This window comes from Rhizobium sp. BK112, from assembly GCF_014193215.1.
Lineage (GTDB): Bacteria > Pseudomonadota > Alphaproteobacteria > Rhizobiales > Rhizobiaceae > Rhizobium > Rhizobium anhuiense.
Window position 1 is genome coordinate 115,528 of record NZ_JACHYZ010000013.1, and the last position, 21,662, is coordinate 137,189.

General features: G+C 61.1%; 23 protein-coding genes. 5 read left to right on the forward strand and 18 right to left on the reverse strand.

The window, feature by feature from the left end; genetic code table 11:
- From FHT75_RS29045 to FHT75_RS29085, 9 genes are all read right to left on the reverse strand, one after another.
- Positions 1-732 carry a nucleotidyltransferase family protein gene (locus tag FHT75_RS29045; protein WP_063473897.1) on the reverse strand — a complete coding sequence of 244 codons (732 nt, stop codon included), beginning with the start codon at positions 730-732 and terminating at the stop codon, positions 1-3.
- Positions 733-745: 13 nt separating this feature from the next.
- Positions 746-2,263: a tRNA (adenosine(37)-N6)-threonylcarbamoyltransferase complex ATPase subunit type 1 TsaE gene (gene tsaE, locus FHT75_RS29050; protein ID WP_063473898.1), complete on the reverse strand. Its 1,518-nt coding sequence runs from the start codon at positions 2,261-2,263 to the stop codon at positions 746-748.
- Positions 2,260-4,845: a PAS domain-containing sensor histidine kinase gene (locus FHT75_RS29055; protein WP_063473899.1), complete on the reverse strand. Its 2,586-nt coding sequence runs from the start codon at positions 4,843-4,845 to the stop codon at positions 2,260-2,262. Before FHT75_RS29055 ends, tsaE begins: the two co-directional genes overlap by 4 nt.
- A gap of 203 nt (positions 4,846-5,048) precedes the next feature.
- A complete protein-coding gene (gene ahcY, locus FHT75_RS29060) occupies positions 5,049-6,449 on the reverse strand; it encodes an adenosylhomocysteinase (RefSeq protein ID WP_047616091.1) in 1,401 nt (466 codons plus the stop codon).
- Positions 6,450-6,722: 273 nt separating this feature from the next.
- Positions 6,723-6,998: an HPr family phosphocarrier protein gene (locus FHT75_RS29065; protein WP_003544133.1), complete on the reverse strand. Its 276-nt coding sequence runs from the start codon at positions 6,996-6,998 to the stop codon at positions 6,723-6,725.
- 9 nt (positions 6,999-7,007) lie between these two features.
- The gene (locus tag FHT75_RS29070) at positions 7,008-7,409 is read right to left on the reverse strand and encodes a PTS sugar transporter subunit IIA (RefSeq protein WP_003544139.1); all 402 of its coding nucleotides are present in this window, start codon (positions 7,407-7,409) and stop codon (positions 7,008-7,010) included.
- Between the two features lie 150 nt (positions 7,410-7,559).
- Positions 7,560-8,009 (reverse strand): HPr kinase/phosphorylase, encoded by a 450-nt coding sequence (locus FHT75_RS29075; protein WP_047615973.1) that lies wholly within the window; start codon positions 8,007-8,009, stop codon positions 7,560-7,562.
- A complete protein-coding gene (locus tag FHT75_RS29080) occupies positions 8,006-9,796 on the reverse strand; it encodes a sensor histidine kinase (protein WP_063473900.1) in 1,791 nt (596 codons plus the stop codon). The genes FHT75_RS29075 and FHT75_RS29080 overlap by 4 nt, the downstream gene beginning before the upstream one ends.
- 177 nt (positions 9,797-9,973) lie before the next feature.
- Entirely contained in the window at positions 9,974-10,708 is a 735-nt protein-coding gene (locus FHT75_RS29085) for a response regulator transcription factor (RefSeq protein WP_188947094.1), read from the reverse strand.
- Between the two features lie 338 nt (positions 10,709-11,046).
- Here FHT75_RS29085 and FHT75_RS29090 point away from each other — a divergent pair, with 338 nt between their 5' ends.
- The 3 genes from FHT75_RS29090 to FHT75_RS29100 all read left to right on the forward strand — a co-directional run bounded on the left by FHT75_RS29090 (position 11,047) and on the right by FHT75_RS29100 (position 13,871).
- Complete coding sequence (locus FHT75_RS29090; protein ID WP_063473901.1) at positions 11,047-12,657, forward strand: phosphoenolpyruvate carboxykinase; 1,611 nt, start codon at positions 11,047-11,049, stop codon at positions 12,655-12,657.
- 163 nt (positions 12,658-12,820) lie between these two features.
- Positions 12,821-13,258 (forward strand): alternative ribosome rescue aminoacyl-tRNA hydrolase ArfB, encoded by a 438-nt coding sequence (gene arfB, locus FHT75_RS29095; RefSeq protein ID WP_047615978.1) that lies wholly within the window; start codon positions 12,821-12,823, stop codon positions 13,256-13,258.
- Between the two features lies 1 nt (position 13,259).
- Complete coding sequence (locus tag FHT75_RS29100) at positions 13,260-13,871, forward strand: alpha-ketoglutarate-dependent dioxygenase AlkB family protein (protein ID WP_063473902.1); 612 nt, start codon at positions 13,260-13,262, stop codon at positions 13,869-13,871.
- Positions 13,872-13,898: 27 nt separating this feature from the next.
- Here the strand turns inward: FHT75_RS29100 and coaA are convergent, their stop codons facing one another.
- Genes coaA through hisB form a run of 9 tightly spaced genes read right to left on the reverse strand, consistent with a single transcriptional unit; the run spans position 13,899 to position 19,332 of the window.
- Complete coding sequence (gene coaA, locus FHT75_RS29105) at positions 13,899-14,894, reverse strand: type I pantothenate kinase (protein WP_047615979.1); 996 nt, start codon at positions 14,892-14,894, stop codon at positions 13,899-13,901.
- Positions 14,891-15,214 carry a phosphoribosyl-ATP diphosphatase gene (locus FHT75_RS29110; protein WP_017962659.1) on the reverse strand — a complete coding sequence of 108 codons (324 nt, stop codon included), beginning with the start codon at positions 15,212-15,214 and terminating at the stop codon, positions 14,891-14,893. Before FHT75_RS29110 ends, coaA begins: the two co-directional genes overlap by 4 nt.
- A 17-nt stretch (positions 15,215-15,231) precedes the next feature.
- The gene (hisF, locus tag FHT75_RS29115; RefSeq protein WP_047615982.1) at positions 15,232-16,020 is read right to left on the reverse strand and encodes an imidazole glycerol phosphate synthase subunit HisF; all 789 of its coding nucleotides are present in this window, start codon (positions 16,018-16,020) and stop codon (positions 15,232-15,234) included.
- On the reverse strand, positions 16,021-16,767 hold the full coding sequence (hisA, locus tag FHT75_RS29120) for a 1-(5-phosphoribosyl)-5-[(5-phosphoribosylamino)methylideneamino]imidazole-4-carboxamide isomerase (protein ID WP_047615984.1): 747 nt from the start codon (positions 16,765-16,767) through the stop codon (positions 16,021-16,023).
- 6 nt (positions 16,768-16,773) lie between these two features.
- On the reverse strand, positions 16,774-17,331 hold the full coding sequence (locus tag FHT75_RS29125; protein WP_063473903.1) for a hypothetical protein: 558 nt from the start codon (positions 17,329-17,331) through the stop codon (positions 16,774-16,776).
- Positions 17,328-17,510 (reverse strand): hypothetical protein, encoded by a 183-nt coding sequence (locus FHT75_RS29130; RefSeq protein WP_063473904.1) that lies wholly within the window; start codon positions 17,508-17,510, stop codon positions 17,328-17,330. The genes FHT75_RS29125 and FHT75_RS29130 overlap by 4 nt, the downstream gene beginning before the upstream one ends.
- Positions 17,511-17,562: 52 nt before the next feature.
- A complete protein-coding gene (gene hisH / locus FHT75_RS29135) occupies positions 17,563-18,213 on the reverse strand; it encodes an imidazole glycerol phosphate synthase subunit HisH (RefSeq protein WP_063473905.1) in 651 nt (216 codons plus the stop codon).
- 2 nt (positions 18,214-18,215) lie between these two features.
- Complete coding sequence (locus FHT75_RS29140) at positions 18,216-18,701, reverse strand: DUF2628 domain-containing protein (RefSeq protein ID WP_183845301.1); 486 nt, start codon at positions 18,699-18,701, stop codon at positions 18,216-18,218.
- A 22-nt stretch (positions 18,702-18,723) separates the two neighbouring features.
- Positions 18,724-19,332, reverse strand: coding sequence for an imidazoleglycerol-phosphate dehydratase HisB (gene hisB / locus FHT75_RS29145; RefSeq protein ID WP_047616097.1), 609 nt, complete (start codon positions 19,330-19,332; stop codon positions 18,724-18,726).
- Between the two features lie 236 nt (positions 19,333-19,568).
- On the opposite strand from hisB, the gene hslV reads away from it, so the two are divergent.
- Both hslV and hslU read left to right on the forward strand, forming a co-directional pair.
- Complete coding sequence (gene hslV / locus FHT75_RS29150; RefSeq protein WP_004677140.1) at positions 19,569-20,096, forward strand: ATP-dependent protease subunit HslV; 528 nt, start codon at positions 19,569-19,571, stop codon at positions 20,094-20,096.
- A gap of 120 nt (positions 20,097-20,216) precedes the next feature.
- Complete coding sequence (hslU, locus tag FHT75_RS29155; protein WP_011649875.1) at positions 20,217-21,524, forward strand: ATP-dependent protease ATPase subunit HslU; 1,308 nt, start codon at positions 20,217-20,219, stop codon at positions 21,522-21,524.
- Positions 21,525-21,662 lie beyond the last annotated feature (138 nt).

The following is a 21,662-nucleotide window of genomic DNA, read 5'->3' on the forward strand; positions in this document are numbered from 1 at the left end:
TTAAGCGAACGCCCGCAATCGTCGGATCGTTTGCTCCGCCTCGCCGATCGCCTCCGGCGTTCCCACAGTCAGCCAATGGCCTTCGAGCACCATGCCGAAAAGTCGTCCGCGCGCGATCGCCTTGTCGAAATAGATATTGAGGTTGAAGGCATCCTTCGGCGCATCGTCGAACAGCGATGGGTTCATGGCGATGGCGCCGGCATAGACGACGGGATTGGATGGATCGTCGCGATAACGCGCCAGCCGGCCATCGGCCGCCAGACTGAAGTCGTTCTTGCCGTTGTGACCCGTCGTATCTTCAATCCCAACGCAAAGCAGCGCCATATCCATGCGGTCGGCATCGAAGAATCCGGCTAAGCGTTGCAGGTTCGTCGGCCGCCCCGGCTGTTCGCCGATCCAGAAGAGATCGGCATTCATGACGAAAATATTGTCGCGGGTAAGCAGGTTGAGCCCCTTCGCCAGCCCGCCGCCGGAATTCATCAGCGCGTCACGCTCGTCGGAAATGACGATGTCGAGGCCGCGATAATTCCCGAGATGATCGAGCATCTGTTCGGCGTGGTGGTGAACATTGACGACGGCGCGTTCGACGCCGGCCGCCACCAGCGAATCCAGCGCGTAGTCGATCATCGGCTTGCCGTCGATCTTCACCAGCGGCTTCGGGATCGTGTCGGTGATCGGGCGCATGCGGGTTCCGAGACCCGCGGCCAGTACCATGGCTTGTCTGATGGTCATCCTGATCCGGAACTTATGATTCGCTCTGGCCTATTCCAGCCCTTGCGCACCAATCGCGCAAGGGGGCAAGCGTTTCATGCTCGAGCGCGACATTCAGATAGGCGAGCGTGCGCGGCATGTGTTTCAGATAACCCGGCTTGCCGTCGCGCTGCAACAGCCGCACCCAGAGGCCGGCAAGCTTGCAATTGCGTTGCGCCGACATGATCGCCCAGGCCTTCATGAATCCGGTTTCGTCGAAACCGCCCTGTGCGTGGCGAAGCGTCAGATAATCAGCCATCAATTGCCGGAAGAGATCCGGCTCGATCGTCACACGCGCATCCTGGACGATCGAGGCGAGATCATAGGCCGTGGGGCCGATCATGGCGTCCTGGAAATCGATGAGGCCGATCCGTTGGATGCCCTTCGCCTGCGGTCGCCAGATGATATTCGGCGAGTGGAAGTCGCGCAGTAGCAGATTGTTCTCGGCCGATGCAAGCTCATCGATGAGCCTATCCCAGATCGCCAGATAATCCGCCCGCTCTTCTTCCGTTGCCGGTGCTCCCTGACGCTTCCAGGGCAGGTGCCAGTCGAGCACCAGCCGCACCTCCATCTTCATCGCCGTGCGGTCGAAATCAGGGATATGATGGACATGCGCCTTTCCAACAGGGATGTCCTGCGGAAATTTCAGGGCGTGCAGTTTGGCAAGGCAGGCAACGCTTTCGCGATAGCGTTCGACAATAGGCTGGCCCCGGGCATCCAGAACGCCGTCGCTGCCGAGATCTTCGATCAGCAGGATACCCTTGTTATAATCCACCTTGTAGATCTCGGGCGCCGCAAAGCCGTCCTTGCGCAGCACATCGGCGATCGCCACGAAGGGATAGGCGTTTTCGGCGAGATGCGCGACTTTGGGATAGGGTTTGCCGTCGAGAACCGGCGGTCCTTCGGCAAGCGGCGGCCAGTCCATCAGGATGACGCGCTGGTTTTCGGCCTTCGGATAGATCGCCTCATAGGCACGTAGCGAGGCATCGCCGGTCAGGAAGCGACGCCTCGCTTCGGGATAACCAGCATCGTCAAGGAAATCGCGAATCGACAGGACACGACGGATGCGTGAATTTTGTGCACCGGTAGCTCTGATTGTCGCCCGGCGGCCATTACCTTCATGTTCCAGCGTCAGCGCGATGCGCTCCGCAGGCAGTTCGCTCTCGGCCATCTCAGGCCATTCGACGAGACAGATGCCGTTTTGCAGAGCCTCGTCGAAGCCCAGTTCCATCAGTTCGGCCGGATCGCCAAGCCGGTAGAGATCGAAGTGAGAAACGGGGATGCGCAGGTCGTAGGATTGCACCAGCGTGAAGGTCGGGCTCGGGACTTCGAGCTCCTCGTCATCGGCGATGGCGCGCAGGATCGCGCGGGCGAGCGAGGATTTCCCCGCGCCGAGATCGCCGGAAAGAGCAAGGCAGTCACCGGCTTTCAGGGCCAGCGCCAAATCTTCGCCGAGGCGGAGGGTGGCCGCCTCGTCTTCCAGAAAAAGCGAGATTGCATCGCCGGTCGTCATTCGGCGGCGGCGGAATGCGGTACATCGACCGAGGGAATACGGCAGACGACGGTCGTACCATTGCCGGGTTCGCTGTCGATCGTCACGTCGCCATGATGCAGGCTGACGAAGCTGTCGACGATCGAAAGGCCGAGGCCGGCGCCGCCGCGTTTGCCGCTTTTCGCTCCCGTCGCGAAACGGTCGAAGACGGTGGCGATCATGTCAGGCGAGATGCCCGGGCCGCGATCGCTGACGGAGAAGACGAAATCCGTGCCGTCGCGATGGCATTCCAGCGAGATCGAGCTGCCTTCGGGCGAGAAATTCGCCGCATTGGAAAGCAGCTTCAGCAGGATCTGTTTCAGCCGCTGCGGATCGGCAACGATCGAGCCGAGATAGGCGGGTGCGGTGATTTCGAGTGCGACGCCGCTTTCCTGGAGACGATCGGCGATCTGCATCGACACGTCGTCGAGCAGATCGTTGAGATCAATATCCGCATAGTTGAGGCGCATGATGCCGGCATCGACGGTCGCAAGGTCAAGAATATCGTTGACCAGCGTCAAGAGAACGGAGGACGAGGTCGAGATGTGGTCGATATATTCGGCCTGCCGTTCGGTCAGCGGGCCGACGCCCGGCGTGCGCAGGAGATCGGTGAAGCCGATGATGTTGGTCAACGGCGAACGCAGCTCGTAGGACACGTGCTGGACGAAGTCGTTCTTCAACTCGTCGGCCTTGCGCAATGCTTCGTTCTTCTCGGTCAGCGCGCGCTCGGCTCGCACGCTGTCGGTCATGTTGACGAAGGTCAGCATGGTCTGGGCGTTCGGCAGCGGGATGACGGCGTAGTCGAGCACGAGGCCGGAGAAGAGCTCCAGCGTCCCCTGGCCCGAGCGGCGTTCGTCGTCGAAGCTGGTGATCAGTTCGGCGAAGGCCTTCCAGCCATCCGGCCGGTCATAAGACGGCGCGCAGGCCTCGCCGAGCGCACGGATATGGGTGCCGGGCTTGGCTTCGGTTTCCGTGATCCCCCAGAGCGCGCGGAAGGCAGGGTTCGAAAGGCGGATGCGTCCGTCAGGGCCAAACACCGCCACACCTTCGGAAAGATGGTCGATCGTTTCGCCCTGCACCTTGACCAGCGTGTTGTAGCGCGTTTCGAGATCGACCTGTTCGGTCAGGTTTTCGAACACCCAGGTGGCGCCGCCCTGCGGATGGGCGGTCGCGAAGACGCGCAGCGTCTGCCCGTTCGGCAGGTGCCAGAGATCGGATTGCGTGTCGAGCGCGCGATAGACGGAAAGCGCGGTTTCCTTCCAGCTTTTCCAGTTGAGCTGGTCCGGCAGTTTCTTCGCTGCCCGCAGCCGCTCGAGCAACTCGCTGTTGTCAGGCCGGCCTTCGAGGAAGGCGATATCGAGCTGCCAGAGCGCCACGAAGGCCTGGTTGTAGAATTGCAGGCGGCGGTCGCCGTCGAAAATGGCAACGGGAGTGGCAAGATGATCGAGCGTCTCGGCATGGCTTTTCAGCGTCCGCTCCAATTCGGCGCGCACGGCCTCTATGTCGGACACATCGATCGCGATGCCGGCCGAGCCGCCGGGAACCCTGACGTCGACGACGTCGAAGAATGTGCGGTTGCCGCGCACGACCGTCGAGATCGTGTCGTGGAAGGGCGATTCCGGCGTCGTCGTCGCGCGAATGCGTTCGCGCGCCACGGTCGTCAGCATCTCGCGGCCTTCATTGATCGCCTGCTGCGGCGAGCGCGCTTCGACCGCCTCGCCATAAGCCTGGTTGACCCAGGTGAGGCGCCCCACCGGGTCGCGCTGCCAAGCCGGCATGTCGATCGCGTCGAGCATGGTCTGGAAGGCCGAGATCGAGGTCATCAGCCGGTCGCGCTCGATCCTGAGCTCTGCGAGTTCGGCGCGCAAATTGTTAAGCGCCACGAAACGGACGAAGGCACGCCCGCCGGAAACCCGGCCCTGCGCCTCGAGGATTTCGTCGCGGATGGTTTCGACCACCATGTCGAAGCTCTGTGCCTCGTCGCGCAGCCGATCGATCGCCTTTTCCAGTTCGGAGGCCGAACGTGACTTCAGCCACAGGCCGAAGGCCAGGAATTCGCCGTCCTGCGGCGCGCCGGTCTCGGGCGGAAGCTGGCCGAGCAGTTCAGGGCGGGCATTGCCGTCCCAGATGACGATCCGCCGATTCTTGTCGGCGATCAGAGCCTGGTATTGGGAAATGCGCTGCTGGGCGTCAGAGAGTGCCGAGCGGATTTCCCGGCTCTCGTTTTCCAGATTGCCGCGCTGGCGCACGAGCCACAGCGTCGAAAGCAGTGCCGCCGATATGACGCCGATGACGACGGAAACGCCGACGACTTGCGAGGATGTGAAGAGGTGGGCCGAGGCCGCCGCCTGCTGCTCCGTCTGTGCCAGAACCGGCCGCGCCAACGCGGCAAGCGCGGTACCGGCCGCGCAGGTTTTCAGGAAGCGCGCCAATGGTCCATGCTCTTGCTTTGCGGCCTCGTGTGCCGTTGCAGATTTATATCCTTGGCCTGCCATGAGCGGGCGGCGACCGGCGCAAGCGCCATCATCCGCCTGACCGGGCAGGCTGCTTTTCATTTCCGACATCCGCGGTATGTCTCCGTCCTTCAATGTGCCGCATTACGACAAGACATCCCATTTTCGCAGCGGTCGGACGGGGTCCGGCGCCACGAATCAAGTCTTAAAACAATACTTCGGAAGGGAATCGGCGGGAAGGGAGCGTCCAAAAAATAAGCCGCGACATTTGTCAATGCCGCGGCTTCTACATCTTGTGGATATTAACGGTCGGATCAATATCTGTAGTGGTCGGACTTGAACGGGCCCTTCGGCGAGACGCCGATATAGGCAGCCTGTTCCTCGGAAAGCTCGGTCAGCTTCACGCCGAGCTTGTCGAGATGCAGGCGCGCGACCTTTTCATCGAGATGCTTAGGCAGGATATAGACCTTGTTGGAATACTGGTCGGGCTTGGTGAAGAGCTCGATCTGCGCCAGCGTCTGGTTGGTGAAGGAAGCCGACATCACGAAGGACGGATGGCCGGTGGCGTTGCCGAGATTGAGCAGGCGGCCTTCGGAAAGAAGGATGATCCGGTTGCCCTTGGGGAATTCGATCAGGTCGACCTGCGGCTTGACGTTGGTCCACTTGAGATTGCGCAGCGCAGCGACTTCGATTTCGTTGTCGAAGTGACCGATGTTGCCGACGATCGCCATATCCTTCATCTGACGCATATGGTCGATGCGGATGACATCCTTGTTGCCCGTGGTGGTGATGAAGATATCGGCCGAGGAAACGACGTCCTCGAGCAGGACGACTTCATAACCATCCATGGCGGCCTGCAGGGCGCAGATCGGATCGGCTTCGGTCACCTTGACGCGGGCGCCGGCACCGGAAAGCGATGCGGCAGAACCCTTGCCGACGTCGCCGTAACCGCAGACGACGGCAACCTTGCCGGCCATCATCACGTCGGTGCCGCGGCGGATACCATCGACCAGCGATTCCTTGCAGCCATACTTGTTGTCGAACTTCGACTTGGTGACGGAGTCGTTGACGTTGATGGCCGGGAAGGGCAGCAGGCCCTTCTGGCTGAGCTGGTAAAGGCGATTGACGCCCGTCGTGGTTTCTTCGGTAACGCCCTTGATGGCATCACGCTGCTTGGTGAACCAGCCCGGCGAAGCGGCAAGGCGCTTCTTGATCTGCGCGAAGAGGATTTCCTCTTCTTCGGAATGCGGATGGGACAGCACGTCCTCGCCGGCTTCGGCGCGGGCGCCGAGCAGGATATACATGGTGGCGTCGCCGCCGTCATCGAGGATCATGTTGGAAAGGCCGCCATCGGCCCACTGGAAGATCTTGTCGGTATACACCCAGTAGTCTTCGAGCGACTCGCCCTTGATGGCGAAGACCGGAACACCGGCAGCGGCGATCGCGGCAGCGGCATGATCCTGCGTCGAGAAGATGTTGCACGAGGCCCAGCGGACTTCGGCGCCGAGCGCGACCAGCGTTTCAATGAGCACGGCCGTCTGGATGGTCATATGCAGCGAGCCGGTGATGCGCGCGCCCTTCAGCGGCTTTGCCTGGCCGAATTCGGTGCGGCAGGACATCAGCCCCGGCATTTCGGTTTCGGCGATCGTAATTTCCTTGCGGCCGAAGTCCGCAAGCCCGATATCGGCGACGACATAATCTTTTTCAGTGCTCATAGAGGTCTCCAGCTGAAAAACGTCTCAAAATTGGCGCAGGCGCGAAGATGACCGCGCGACGGATGGGCCGCGTGCTCATGCATGTCGCCTGGAAGTGCAGCGGTTCCGGGACAACGACAGGCATAACGACGAAGAGCTAAAGTGCATTGCATGAACCAAGTTCGATGCGAACGCGCGTTAGCGCACGGCATGTCGCCGTTTAGCAGGCTTCGTCTGAGATGGCAATAAGGATATAAAGAAGTCTTTATATGTTTATATGAGCTCGGCCGGAGCTCACATTTCTTCGCCGAACCTGTTCTGGATCAGCTGATCCAGCGCCTCCAGGGCTTCCTCGGCCTGACTGCCGCTCGCCGAGACGACGACGCTAGAGCCGGGGCTGGCCGCAAGCATCATCAGGCCCATGATGGAAGTGCCGCCAACCGTCATTCCATCTTTGGAAACGGTGATGGCTGCATCGAAGGTTTCGACCATCTGCACGAATTTGGCGGAGGCGCGCGCGTGAAGACCGCGCTTGTTGATGATCAGGAGTTCCCGGGAGAGCGATGTCATGAAGGCCCGTTATTTTCCGCTGAGCACACGGCTCGCGACATTGATATATTTCCGCCCGGCTTCGGAAGCCTCCACCAGGGCCTTCTCCATGTTGTTCTCGCCGCGTACGCCGGCAAGCTTGATCAGCATCGGCAGGTTGACGCCGGCAATGACTTCGGTATGGCCGCTGCTCATCACTGATATGGCGAGATTGGACGGCGTGCCGCCGAACATGTCAGTCAGGATGACGACGCCATGGCCGTCATCGGCACCGGAAACGGCTTCCAGAATGTCCTGCCGTCTCTGGTCCATGTCGTCTTCGGGGCCAATGCAGACCGTCTCGATGAATTTCTGAGGACCGACGACGTGCTCGACAGCATGACGAAACTCTTCAGCCAGCTTGCCATGAGTGACAAGCACAAGTCCGATCATGATATTACTGCTCCCATATACGCAATCGGTGGCCCCAATATCGCAATGCAGCAATTACGTCCACCGGTGGGGGCACATCTTGGCTATGAAAAGCCGAAGTGCAAGATAAAAATGCGAATATATAAGGCAGATTGACCAATCCGGAAGGCTTCAATGCCCGATATCGGGTGCTTTCGCCATCAGGATCGCAAGCGGTGCGGAAACACCTGTGAGCAACCGCAATGCGGGAAGCGAAAATCCGGCCGCAAGGCTGACGGTTTCGCCTTCGGGGGGCAGGCGGTATTCACCGGAAGCGGTGGCCGGAAGCACGGCATAATGCATGGCTGCGCTCGGAATATGATCCTGCTGAACGATGCCGGTGCCGCGAAGCTCGATCAGCCCGGCGATCGACGGTGGACATGTGGCGATGACCGTGCCGGCCTCTCCCGACAAAAGCACCTGGTCGTCGGCGACCAGTGCCGTGAAAAGCCCGAGCCGGCGCGCCTCGGTCATGCAGGTGAAGGCCAGCATCGATTTGCCCCAGCCGGAAGGGCCGCTGAACAAGAGCCCCGTTCTGCCGACGACGATCGCCGTCGCATGAATGTTCAGAGCGTCGGTCATGCGGCGGCGTCGACGGGCAAAGAGAGGATGAAGCGCGCGCCGAGCACATGTCCGCCTTCGGAATCGGTAATGTTTTCGGCTCTCAGCGAACCGCCATGGGCTTCGGCGATCTGGCGGCTGATCGAAAGGCCGAGGCCCGAATTCTGGCCGAAGCCTTCCGATTCCGGACGGTCCGTATAGAAACGCTCGAAGATACGGTCGATATTTTCCGCCTGGATGCCGGGACCATTGTCTTCGATCGTCGTGACGCAGCGCGAACGTGTCCGCACCAGCCGCACGATAATCTTGCCGCCCCTTTCCGGAACGAAAGAGCGGGCGTTCTCGATCAGGTTGGCGATGATCTGGCCGATGCGCAGATCGTGGCCGTTGACCACGAAGCGGGTCTTGACGTTCGGCTTGCGTTCGATCGCATATTCGATCTCCACCTGCTTCTTGCTGCTCCGGACCTGGCGCGAAACCTCGATCAGGTCGCGCAGCAGCACCTCCATGTCGACGGAGCCGGCATCGACGCGGGCGAGTTCGGCATCGAGGCGGGAGGCGTCGGAGATATCGCTGATCAGCCGGTCGAGACGGCGGACGTCGTGCTGGATGACATCCATCAGCCGCTTCTTGGAATCGTCGGAGCGGGCGAGCGGCAGCGTTTCGACAGCGCTGCGCAGCGATGTCAGCGGATTCTTGAGCTCGTGGCTGACATCGGCCGCGAAACTCTCGATCGCATCGATGCGGTCGTAGAGCGCCGTCGTCATTTCGCGCAAGGCGATGGAAAGATTGCCGATTTCATCCTGGCGGGCGGAGAAGTCGGGGATCTCCTCACGCGCCTTGGCGCCGCGGCGCACACGGATGGCGGCGGCCGAAAGGCGGCGCAGCGGATTGGCGATCGTCGAGGACAACACCAGCGAAAGCAGCACGTTGACGAGCGTCGCGACGCCGAAGACGCGCATGATGGCAAGCCGCTCGGCATGAACGATATTGTCGATGTCGCCCGCCTGTGTCGACAGCAGCAGCACGCCGAGCACGGCGCGGAAGCGCTGGATCGGCACGGCGACGGAAACGATGAGCTCGCCTTTTTCGGTCGTGCGCACGACCGCCCCGCGCACGCCGGTCAGCGCGTTCATCACCTCGGGATAGATCGAGCCGTCGCCACCCGGCGCCTCTTTGTAGACCGGCAGATTGCCGGGCTGCAACGCCTTGTTGAACAGGGTCGCGAACCACTCGCTCCAGGTCTGTTTCTCCTCTTCGACCGGCGGCAGATCGAAGCGCAGGACCTGCCCGCGCGAATAGAGATGGCGCGAATCGAGCAGCAGATTGGCGTCGGCATCGAAGATGCGGGCGCGCGTGCGCGTCGGAGAGATCAGCCGGCGCAGCACCGGGGCAACCTTCTCGGGGTCGATTGGGAATTCCAGGTCCTCGTCGTTCGGCACCGGGGTGATGCTCTGACCGGCCTGCAGCTCGAGCAGCTTCTGCGGATCGATGGTGATCGAGTTGGTATCGACCGACGCGGAAGCCGAAACGGCGCCGGCGATGATCTCGCCCTGCGTCAACAGGCTCTCGACGCGGGCGTCGATCAATCCCTCGCGAAACTGGTTGAGGTAGAGAATGCCGCCGACGAGCACCAGCAGCGCGGCCAGATTGAAGAACAGGATACGCCGCGTCAGGCTCGAAAACACGGCATTGCCGAAGATGCGGCGGATCAGCGTGAAGGGGTGCGACCAACGGCGGCCTCGGACGCGACGGGTGCTCACGCCCTCCGCATCGTCCAGATCCCTTTCCTGCACCAACTGTGCCAATGACAGGCCCTTTCGAAGGGCGGGGCCGGATGGAGCCGGCCCGCTGCCCTCAACAATTCCAACAGCGCCGCGCGTCTTTTCAGACGCGCAAAAGGCGCTGCAACAGTTTGAACCGCTGCATATTTTATTCTTGGATCGGCTCCAAGGAATTATGCAGTCGCGCCGCGCCGTTTAGGCTCAGGCTGCTTCGCGGAAGCGGTATCCCACTCCGTAGAGTGTTTCAATCATATCAAAGTCGGTGTCGACCATCTTGAATTTCTTGCGCAGCCGCTTGATGTGGCTGTCGATGGTCCGGTCGTCGACATAGACCTGTTCGTCATAGGCCGCGTCCATCAGCGCGTCGCGGCTTTTGACGACGCCGGGGCGCTGCGCCAGCGAATGCAGAATCAGGAATTCGGTCACCGTCAGCGTCACGGCCTCACCCTTCCAGGTGCAGGTATGGCGTTCCTGGTCCATGACCAGCTGGCCGCGCTCCAGTGAGCGGGCCTGCTGCACCGCGCCGGCCTTCGGCGCGCCGGCGGGGCTGGTGCCGGCGGCAGCGGCTTCACGGCTGGAGGCGCGGCGCAGGACGGCGCGCACGCGCTCGACCAGCAGGCGCTGCGAAAATGGCTTGGTGATGAAATCGTCGGCGCCCATCTTCAGGCCGAACAGCTCGTCGATCTCCTCATCCTTGGAAGTGAGGAAGATGACGGGAATATCCGACTTCTGCCGCAGGCGGCGCAGCAGCTCCATGCCGTCCATGCGCGGCATCTTGATGTCGAAGATCGCCAGCTGTGGCGGTCGCGCCAAAAGGCCGTCGAGCGCCGAGGCACCGTCCGTATAGGTCTCGACCTTGTATCCTTCGGCCTCCAGTGCGATCGACACAGAGGTAAGGATGTTGCGGTCGTCATCAACGAGCGCGATTGTCGGCATGGTGTTGGTCTCCGTCATCAGTGCGCAATCTCCCGGATTTTGCTCTCCCCAGGCGGTCTCAGTGACCGGATGCGCTTATGGAGGATAAAGGTGGAACAAATTGTGGCAAAGATAAAGGGGAAGATTGTCGTAAAATTCGCCGGCAATCTTAAGTGGTGCGGCAAAATGTTTAAACGCGGCTCCTTAAAACGATTTAAAATGTAGGCCATAAATTTAAATCGATTAAATATTTGATATTACTGCACTTTCTCAATTTCTACATCTTGTGTTTTAAAATTTCTGCCCGTATTTTCGCGCTTAGTTTTAACGGCAACGAGCCTGAGCGAAGGGAACTAGCCATGGAAATGTTCGGAGTTCATAACCCGGCAACAGAGCTGGCAACGGTTGGATTGGGCGGCGCAGCCAGCGCTCGCTACAACTTTTCCGCCGCCGCGCTCTATGAAGAAGCGATCCGCCGGGGCGAAGCCGAACTGACCGCTCAAGGTGCACTGCGGGCTATCACCGGCCAGCACACCGGCCGTTCGCCGCGCGACAAGTTCGTTGTTCGCGATGCCAATACCGATGGCGAGATCTGGTGGGACAACAACAAGCCGCTCTCGCCGGAACATTTCGCCCTGTTGCGCGACGATATGCTGGCGCATGCCGCGGGCAAGGAACTCTTCGTCCAGGACCTCGTCGGCGGTGCCGAGGAAGGCCACGCCCTGCCGACCCGCGTCGTCACCGAATTCGCCTGGCATTCGCTGTTCATCCGCAATCTGCTGATCCGCCCCGACGCTGCAGCGCTCCCCACCTTCGTGCCGAAGCTGACGATCATCGATCTGCCGAGCTTCAAGGCCGATCCGGCCCGCCACGGCTGCCGTTCGGAAACGGTGATCGCCTGCGATCTCACCAACGGTCTCGTCCTCATCGGCGGCACGTCCTATGCCGGCGAAATGAAGAAATCGGTCTTCACCGTGCTCAACTACCTGCTGCCGGCCAAGGGCGTGATGCCGATGCACTGCTCGGCCAATGTCGGCCCGGACGGTGACGCGGCGGTCTTCTTCGGCCTTTCCGGCACGGGCAAGACGACGCTTTCGGCCGATCCGGCCCGGACGCTGATCGGCGACGACGAACACGGCTGGAGCGAGAATGGTATCTTCAACTTCGAAGGCGGCTGCTACGCCAAGACCATCCGCCTCTCGGCCGAGGCCGAGCCGGAAATCTATGCGACGACGCAGCGTTTCGGCACTGTACTGGAAAACGTCGTGCTCAACGAAAGCCGCGAGCCGAATTTCGACGACGGGTCGCTGACCGAGAATACCCGTTGCGCCTATCCGATGGATTTCATCCCGAACGCCTCGGAAACGGGCCGCGCCGGGCACCCGAAGACGATCATCATGCTGACCGCCGATGCCTTCGGCGTGATGCCGCCGATCGCCCGATTGACGCCCGACCAGGCGATGTATCACTTCCTCTCCGGCTACACCGCCAAGGTGGCCGGCACCGAAAAGGGTGTCGTCGAGCCGGAAGCGACCTTCTCGACCTGTTTCGGCGCCCCGTTCATGCCGCGGCATCCGGCCGAATACGGCAATCTGCTCAAGGAGCTGATCAGCCGTCATGGTGTGCAATGCTGGCTCGTCAATACCGGCTGGACTGGCGGCGCCTATGGCACCGGCAAGCGCATGCCGATCAAGGCGACACGTGCGCTTCTCGCTGCCGCTCTGGCCGGTGAACTCGGCAATGTCGAATTCCGTGCGGATCCGAATTTTGGCTTCGCCGTTCCGGTCTCGGTCAACGGCGTCGATGGCAGCATTCTCGATCCACGCTCGACCTGGGCCGACAAGGCAGCCTATGACGCGCAGGCCGAAAAGCTGGTCTCGATGTTCATTACCAACTTCGCCAAGTTCGAAAACCACGTCGACGGCGGCGTCCGCGATGCAGCCCCCGGCGTGAAGGTCGCCGCCGAATAAGGCGCGCAAGCAATTCCAGCAAAAGTGTGCAGCGGTTTTGCGTCCGGAATTGCGCTAAACAGACTCCCTGACTCACGTGAAACCCGGCATCGCAGGATTGCCGGGTTTTCCTTGATGCCGGCCGATATTTTCAATTCATCGTCGATGTGAGATAGAACGCCGCATGGCCAGCGACGCGCTCTATATCGATGACAGGATCACCATCGCGGGATGGGAGCTGACGGAACAATTCGTTCTGGCGGGTGGTCCCGGCGGGCAGAATGTCAACAAGGTCTCGACGGCGGTCCAGCTGTTCTTCAACATTCCGAATTCGCCGTCCCTCAATGATCGCGTGAAAACCAACGCGATCAAGCTTTCCGGCCGGCGTCTGTCGAAGGACGGCGTGCTGATGATCGAGGCGAGCCGCTTTCGCAGCCAGGACCGCAACCGCGAGGACGCGCGCGACCGGTTGAAGGAACTGATATTGGAGGCCGCCAAGCCGCCGCCGCCGCCGCGCAAGAAGACCAAACCGACCAAGGGTTCGGTCGAACGCCGCCTGAAGGAAAAATCCGGCCGCTCGGAAGTCAAGAAAATGCGCGGCCGCCCCGGCGGTAGTGAATGACATGCCGGTACTCCTGACCGGCATCCGCCATCTCCCCGGCTATCTCGACCGCGCGCGTCAGGAGGCATTGGTCGAGGTAATCCGCGCTGTCGTCGCCGAAGCGCCGCTTTACGTGCCCGCCATGCCCGGCACCGGCAAACCGATGTCGGTGCGCATGACCAATTGCGGGCCGCTCGGCTGGGTGACGGACAAGGAGCGCGGCTATCGTTACCAGCCGATGCATCCGGCGACCGGCAGGCCCTGGCCTGATATGCCGCAGCAACTGCTCGATATCTGGAATGACGTTGCCGGTTACGACAAACCGCCCGAAGCCTGCCTCGTCAATTTCTATTCCGACGACGCGCGCATGGGCCTGCATCAGGATAAGGACGAACAGGATCTCAAGGCCCCGGTTGTCTCGCTTTCGCTCGGCAACAGCTGCCTCTTTCGCGTCGGCGGTCTCAACCGCAATGACCGTACCCTATCTTTCAAGCTTTCGAGCGGTGATCTGGTCGTGCTCGGCGGCGAGGGGAGACTGTGTTTCCATGGCGTCGACCGCATTCACCCGGCGACGTCGACGCTCCTGAAAAATGGCGGCCGCATCAATCTGACGCTGCGCCGCGTCAATCCCTGAAGCTGATATTCGGAATAGAATCGTCTGCTATAGTTTTCGCAGCGCGACCTGTTCGATCAGATGATCCTTGCCCTTTTTCAGGATGAGATCGGCGCGCGGACGCGTCGGCAGAATGTTCTGGCGCAGGTTCTTCAGGTTGATATTCGCCCAGAGATCCTCGGCGATATTAAGCGCTTCCGCGTCGCTGATCGAGGCGTAGCGATGGAAATAGGAATTCGGATCGCGGAAGGCCGTCTCGCGCAGCCGCATGAAGCGCGTCACATACCAATTGTGGATCTGATCTTCCGCGGCATCAATATAGATCGAGAAGTCGAAGAAGTCGGAGACCATCGGTACGATCTTGCCGCCGGCAGGCAGATCGCGCGATTGCAGCACGTTGATGCCCTCGAAGATCAGGATGTCGGGCCGGTCGACGATCTTGTATTCGTCCGGCAGCACGTCGTAGACGAGGTGCGAATAGCTGGGCGCCTTCACATCCGGCTGCCCCGCCTTGATTGCCGAGAGGAAGCGCAGGATCGCCGCTGTGTCGTAGCTTTCCGGAAAGCCCTTGCGCTGCATCAGCTTTTCCCGCTGCAGCACGGCGTTCGGATGGAGGAAGCCGTCGGTGGTGACGAGATCGACCTTCGGGCTGGAAGGCCAGCGCCCCAGAAGCTCCTTGAGGATACGGGCCGTGGTTGATTTGCCCACCGCGACCGAGCCGGCGATGCCGATGACGAAGGGCGTCTTCGTCACATCGGACAGGCTGAGGAAGCGGTTGCGCTGTTCAAATAGCATCTGCGAGGATTCGACATGCGCCGAAAGCAACCGCGACAGTGACAGATAGATGCGCCGGACCTCGTCGAGATCGATCGGATCGCCCATCGAACGCAGCCGTTTGACCTCGTCGCCAGTCAGCGTCAACGGCGTGTCGGCGCGGAATTTCGCCCATTGTTCGGAAGAGAAGAAGTGGTAGGGCGAATAGGATTCCGACTGGAAGTGATCCAACGTTTCCGGCACCCCGATAATCTCAGTCGCGATACTCATGAACTCTGCCGGCTGGCCTTTTCCTTGAGGCCGGACTGCGCGGTTCTGCGCTCGAGTTCGGCCATGACATTCTCTAACGGTATTTCAGCAATCTTCAATACGACCAATAGGTGATAGAGCACATCGGCGGCCTCATAGGTCAGATTGTCGCGGTCGCCGGTCACCGCCGCCATCACGGCTTCGATCGCTTCTTCGCCGAGCTTCTTTGCCGCTTTCGGCTGGCCGGCGGCCACGAGCTTGGCTGTCCAGGATTGCTCCGGCGAGGCTTTCGACCGCTCTGCGACAATGCTTTCGAGATCGGAAAGGGAAAATCCGCTCATAGGTCCGCTTTCAAGGTTCAGTCGAGACGCATGTCGATGCCGCACTTCGACATATAGTGCTTCGCCTCGCTGACGGAATAGGTGCCGAAATGGAAGATCGACGCGGCGAGCACGGCATTGGCATGGCCCTCCTTCACCCCGGCGACCAGATCGTCGAGATCGCCGACTCCGCCCGACGCGATCACCGGCACACGCACCGCATCGGCGATCGCCCGCGTCAGTTCCAGATCGTAGCCGACCTTGGTGCCGTCGCGATCCATCGAGGTGACCAGCAACTCGCCGGCGCCGCGCGCCACCATCTTCTGGGCGAATTCGACGGCATCGATGCCGGTCGCGTTGCGGCCGCCATGCGTATAGATTTCCCAGGCGCTGAGATTGTCGCCGCCGACCGCCTGCGTGCGCCGGCGCTTGGCGTCGATCGAAACGACGATGCACTGGTCGCCGAACTTGTCGGCGGCTTCAGCGACGAAGTCGGGATTGCTGACGGCTGCCGAATTGATCGACACCTTGTCGGCGCCGCACAGCAAAAGCTTGCGGATATCGGCGATAGCACGCACGCCGCCACCGACCGTCAGCGGCATGAAGCATTGGTCGGCCGTGCGCGACACGACATCGAAGATCGTCTCGCGATTGTCCGAGGAGGCGGTGATGTCGAGGAAGCAGAGTTCGTCGGCGCCGGCCGCATCATAGGCCTTCGCCGCTTCGACGGGATCGCCGGCATCGACGAGGTTGAGGAAGTTGACACCCTTGACGACGCGGCCGTCCTTGACGTCGAGGCAGGGGATGACACGGGCCTTGAGGGTCATTTACGCGGTCTCCTTCGCCCGGGCCGCTTTGATCAGCGCCAGCGCTTCCTTGGGATCGATACGGCCGTCATAAAGGGCACGGCCCGAGATCGCCCCTTCCAGCTTGCGTGCATCGGGTTCCAGCATGCGTCTGACATCGTCGAGCGAGGCAAGGCCGCCCGAGGCGATGACGGGAATGGAGACGGCATCGGCAAGCTCCAGCGTCGAGCTCCAGTTGATACCGGTCAGGATGCCGTCGCGGTCGATATCGGTATAGATGATCGCGCTAACGCCGGCGCCCTCGAATTTCCTGGCGAGCTCGACGATGCCGAGTTCGGAGGCCTCCGCCCAACCCTCGACGGCCACTTTGCCGCCCTTGGCGTCGATGCCGACGGCGACATGACCAGGAAATTTCCGGCAGGCTTCGATGACCAAAGCCGGATTTCTGACCGCGACGGTGCCAAGAATGACGCGCCGCAGCCCGCGCGACAGCCAGGCCTCGATATGATCGAGTGTGCGGATGCCGCCGCCGAGCTGCACCGGATTGTCAGTTGCCTTCAGGATCGCCTCGACGGCATCGCCATTAGCCGAATGTCCCGCGAAAGCGCCGTCGAGATCGACCACATGCAGCCATTCGAAACCCTGGTCTTCGAAGGATCTCGCCTGGGCGGCCGGATCGGTGTTGTAGACCGTCGCCTGTTGCATGTCGCCGAGCTTCAGGCGGACGCATTGGCCGCCCTTCAGGTCGATCGCGGGAAAAAGGATCATGTCGTCTTACGTCCGTAGAGTGGTCGGTACCATCAGCGCATTCCACGCATCTACGATATCCGAGCGGAAAAAGACAGCGGCAATGGTGGCCGCGCCGAAAAGCAAAAGAAGGAGCAGGATGACGGCAAAGCCGGCCCGGACCTGGCGCCAGAAGCCGAGGCGCCTCTTCATCGATTTCTCGATTTCGCGCACCCGGTGCAGTGCTTCGCTGTTGACGGCGGTGAGCCGGATTTCAGCCTCCATCGCCTCGACATAGGTCTCGGCATAACTCGACAGGATCTGCGAGGCGCGATCGCGCAGCGTGTTGCGCAGGTCGGTGGAGAGATAGTTGCTGCTGACGGCGGCAAGCTCGGCCTCGTTGGGCGAACGGCCGGCGTTGCGCTTGCGATGGCTGAGGACGAAATCGCGCTTCTGCCGCTCATAGAGTGCATAGGCAAGCAGGCCGATCAGGTCATCCTCGCCCTCGATATAGAATTCCAGCACCGCTTCAGTGACGTCGCCGGCGTTGACGCCGTTGGCGCGCAGCAGCGAATTCTCGTTGCCGGCAAGAAATTCATGGATCATCGGTCCAGCCTTTCTTTCAACACCTTGGCCGCATTGGAGAGCGCTTTCTTATGGATGGTTTCGTCGACACGACGAATGATCGTTCCGTCGGGAAGCCGAATATCCGAGAAGGGCGGCAGGCCTTCCCTGGAGGGTCTCAGCGTGTAGAACACCTTGCCTGATTTCCGCGAAGTCGGCATCGAGCGCACTCCTGTTCCGCCGTTTCCATAAAGGGGAAATAAGGCGGCGGTATTACGGGTTCCAGCGCAGGAAATTGGCGATCAGCGCCAGGCCGAGCTTCTGGCTCTTTTCCGGGTGAAACTGCGCCCCGACCATGTTGTCGCGCCCGACCAAAGCGGTCATCGGGCCGCCATAGTCGACGGTCGCGATGACATCCTCAGCGTTTTCGGCGGCAAGATGGTAGGAATGCACGAAATAGGCGTGCAGCCCCTGCGAGCCGGTGGGAATGCCGTCGAAGAGCGGATGTTCGCGTTTCAGGTCGAGCGTGTTCCAGCCGATCTGCGGGATCTTGAGCGTAGGATCGTCAGGAGTCATTTCGATGACGTCACCGGGAATCCAGTTAAAACCATGCGTCACGGTCTTCTCGAGGCCGCGCGAGGACATGAGCTGCATGCCGACGCAAATGCCGAGGAACGGCCGTGCCTTCTTCTCGACAGCCTCGATCAGCACCTCGGCCATCCCAGGCACGGCATCGAGGCCGCGCCGGCAATCGGCATAGGCGCCGACGCCGGGAAGCACGATGCGATCGGCCTCGGCAACATCCTCCGCCTTGTCGGTGAGATTGATATGCGCATCGATACCCGCCTCACGGGCCGCTCGCTCGAAAGCCTTGGTCGCCGAGCGCAGATTGCCGGAGCCGTAGTCGATAATCGCGACGCGCATCGTCAGCGTCCTCCATCAAAACCAAAGAGACCAAGCGATGTGGCTTGGCCGTGCGGGCTGTTCGAACGGGCCTTGTTGTCCCAGTCCGGTGCCGCGGTGTCGTCACTCGCCGCGACGCCCGTCCTGTCTGCGAAATAGACCTGCTCGGCAATGCCGATCGTATCGGCTGCAATGAGCGCGTCTTCGTTCCAGCCCTTGGCGGCAAGGCTGCGAATACGGAAGTTCTGGCCCTCGAGACCGACCAGCATATTCACGCCAAGCATGATTGCCGCTCCCGCCGGCCCGAGGCCCGGTTCGTCCATCAGCGCCCCGCCAATCCCCTGCAGCAGAAAGGCTGCGGCCGCATGCAGCCACAGCCGATGCGCCAGCAGCCAAGCCCATGGAAACAGGAAGCCGAGCAGCGTGAAGCCGTCACGGATGGTTCGCGTCTCGTTGACCGTGGCGCTCGAGCTGCCAGGCGGTGTCAGGAAAATATAGCTGGATGTCATTGTCGCCGCTCCCTTGAGGGGCTCAGACGAGCGTGCCCTTGGTCGAAGGGACGCGGCCCGCCTGTCTCGGATCGATCTCTGTCGCCGTGCGCAATGCGCGGGCAACGGCCTTGAAGCATGTCTCGGCAATATGGTGGTTGTTGGCGCCATAATGGTTGAGAATATGCAAGGTGATGCCGGCATTTTGGGCGAGCGCCTGGAAGAATTCGCGAACGAGCTCGGTGTCGAACGTGCCGATTTTCGGCGCGCTGAAGGCGACGTTCCAGACGAGGAACGGCCGGCCGGACAGATCGACCGCGGCCTTGGTCATCGTCTCGTCCATGGCGAGATCGATCGAAGCGTAACGGGTGATGCCGCGCCGGTCGCCGAGCGCCTTTGAGATCGCCTGGCCGATGGCGATGCCCGTATCCTCGACCGTGTGGTGGTCGTCGATATGCAGGTCGCCCTTGGCTTCGATCTCCATGTCGATGAGGGAGTGTCGCGAAAGCTGGTCGAGCATATGGTCGAAGAAGCCGACGCCTGTCGAAATCGACGATTTGCCGGTGCCGTCGAGATTGACGGAAACGGAAATCGAGGTTTCGTTGGTCTTGCGGGAAACGCTGCCCGTGCGGCTTGTTACGGTCTCGGCCATATGGCCCTCCATCGGGAATAAGGCCGTTCCTTATCAGGCGCATCGGGAAATATCCAGAAGCCGGGGACGAGAAAAGCCGGCCCATTTGCAATCGGCTCCGGCCCACTTACATAGGGCTCAACACGGCTGGTAACGGCCTGGCCCGGATGACTTTAGGCCTGACTGACCTAAAGTCGGAATCCGGATCGAAATCAACGAATGGCGTAACGCCCGTGTCATGGGCAGACAGGTGTTTTATGACAACAATCATTACAGTTCGAAAAGGCGGCAAGGTGGTGATGGCAGGCGACGGCCAGGTGAGCCTCGGCCAGACCGTCATGAAGGGCAATGCCCGGAAGGTGCGCCGCATCGGCAAAGGCGAGGTGATTGCCGGTTTCGCCGGCGCCACAGCCGATGCCTTCACCCTGCTCGAAAGGCTTGAAAAGAAGCTCGAGCAATATCCCGGCCAGCTGATGCGTGCTGCCGTCGAACTCGCCAAGGACTGGCGCACCGACAAATACCTGCGTAATCTTGAAGCCATGATGCTCGTCGCCGACAAGTCGATCACGCTGGCGATCACCGGCAACGGTGATGTCCTGGAGCCTGAGCATGGCACGACGGCGATCGGTTCCGGCGGCAATTTTGCTTTCGCGGCTGCCCGCGCTCTCATGGATACTGACAAATCGGCTGAAGAGATCGCTCGCCGCGCCCTCGATATCGCTGCCGACATCTGCGTCTATACAAACCACAACATCGTGGTGGAATCCTTGGATGTCGAAGGCTGAACCGCATGCCTTCTAGGCGCTTGGCCTAGACCAGACAGGCCTTCGAGGACTTGGCGAAACAACGACGAATTACGGCCGGGTGCTGCTGAAGGCCCCGGACCGCCAGGAGAATGACACCCAATGACGACTTTTTCCCCCCGCGAGATCGTTTCCGAACTCGACCGTTACATCATCGGCCAGCATGACGCCAAACGCGCCGTCGCGATTGCGCTGCGCAACCGCTGGCGCCGCCAGCAGCTCGACCCGAGCCTGCGCGACGAAGTCATGCCGAAGAACATCCTGATGATCGGCCCGACCGGTGTCGGCAAGACCGAGATCTCGCGCCGCCTGGCAAAACTCGCCGGCGCACCCTTCATCAAGGTGGAAGCCACCAAATTCACCGAAGTCGGCTATGTCGGCCGCGATGTCGAGCAGATCATCCGCGATCTGGTCGAGGTCGGCATCGGTCTGGTGCGCGAGAAGAAGCGGGCCGAGGTGCAGGCCAAGGCGCATGTGAGCGCCGAGGAGCGTGTTCTCGATGCGCTGGTCGGCACGACAGCGTCGCCCGCCACCCGCGAAAACTTCCGCAAGAAGCTCAGGGACGGCGAGCTCGACGACAAGGAAATCGATATCGAGGTGGCCGATGCCGGTTCCGGCATGGGCGGCTTCGAAATTCCCGGCATGCCCGGCGCCAATATCGGCGTTTTGAACCTGTCGGAAATGTTCGGCAAGGCGATGGGCGGCCGCACCAAGAAAGTCCGCACGACGGTCAAGGCCTCCTACAGCGATCTGATCCGCGACGAATCCGACAAGCTGATCGACAACGAGGTGATCCAGCGCGAGGCCGTTCGCTCCACCGAGAATGACGGTATCGTCTTCCTCGACGAAATCGACAAGATCGCCGCCCGCGACGGCGGCATGGGCGCCGGCGTTTCGCGCGAAGGCGTCCAGCGCGACCTCCTGCCGCTCGTCGAAGGCACGACCGTCTCGACCAAATACGGGCCCGTCAAGACCGACCATATCCTCTTCATTGCCTCCGGCGCCTTCCATGTCTCCAAGCCCTCGGATCTCCTGCCGGAATTACAGGGCCGCCTGCCGATCCGTGTCGAATTGCGTCCGCTGAACAAGGATGATTTCCGCCGGATCCTGACAGAGACCGAAGCGAGCCTCATCCGCCAGTACCGCGCGCTGATGGAAACGGAAAGCCTGAGCCTCGAATTCACCGACGACGCGATCGACGCGCTTGCCGATGTCGCCGTGCACTTGAACTCCTCCGTCGAGAATATCGGTGCCCGCCGCCTGCAGACGGTAATGGAGCGGGTCCTGGACGATATTTCCTACAACGCGCCGGATCGGGGCGGGACGGCCGTGACGATCGATGCCGCCTACGTCCGCGAACATGTCGGTGATCTCGCGCAGAATACCGATCTCTCGCGCTTCATTCTGTGATATCGGCGCACCGGTTCATGTCTTTACCGATGTGAATACCGGATTGTGACGAACTCGACTCTCGACAGCGGGCCCTTTACTTTTTAGTGAAGGCCCGTTTTGTTTTCCGCTCCGGCTTTATTCGGCCAAGATTCTGGT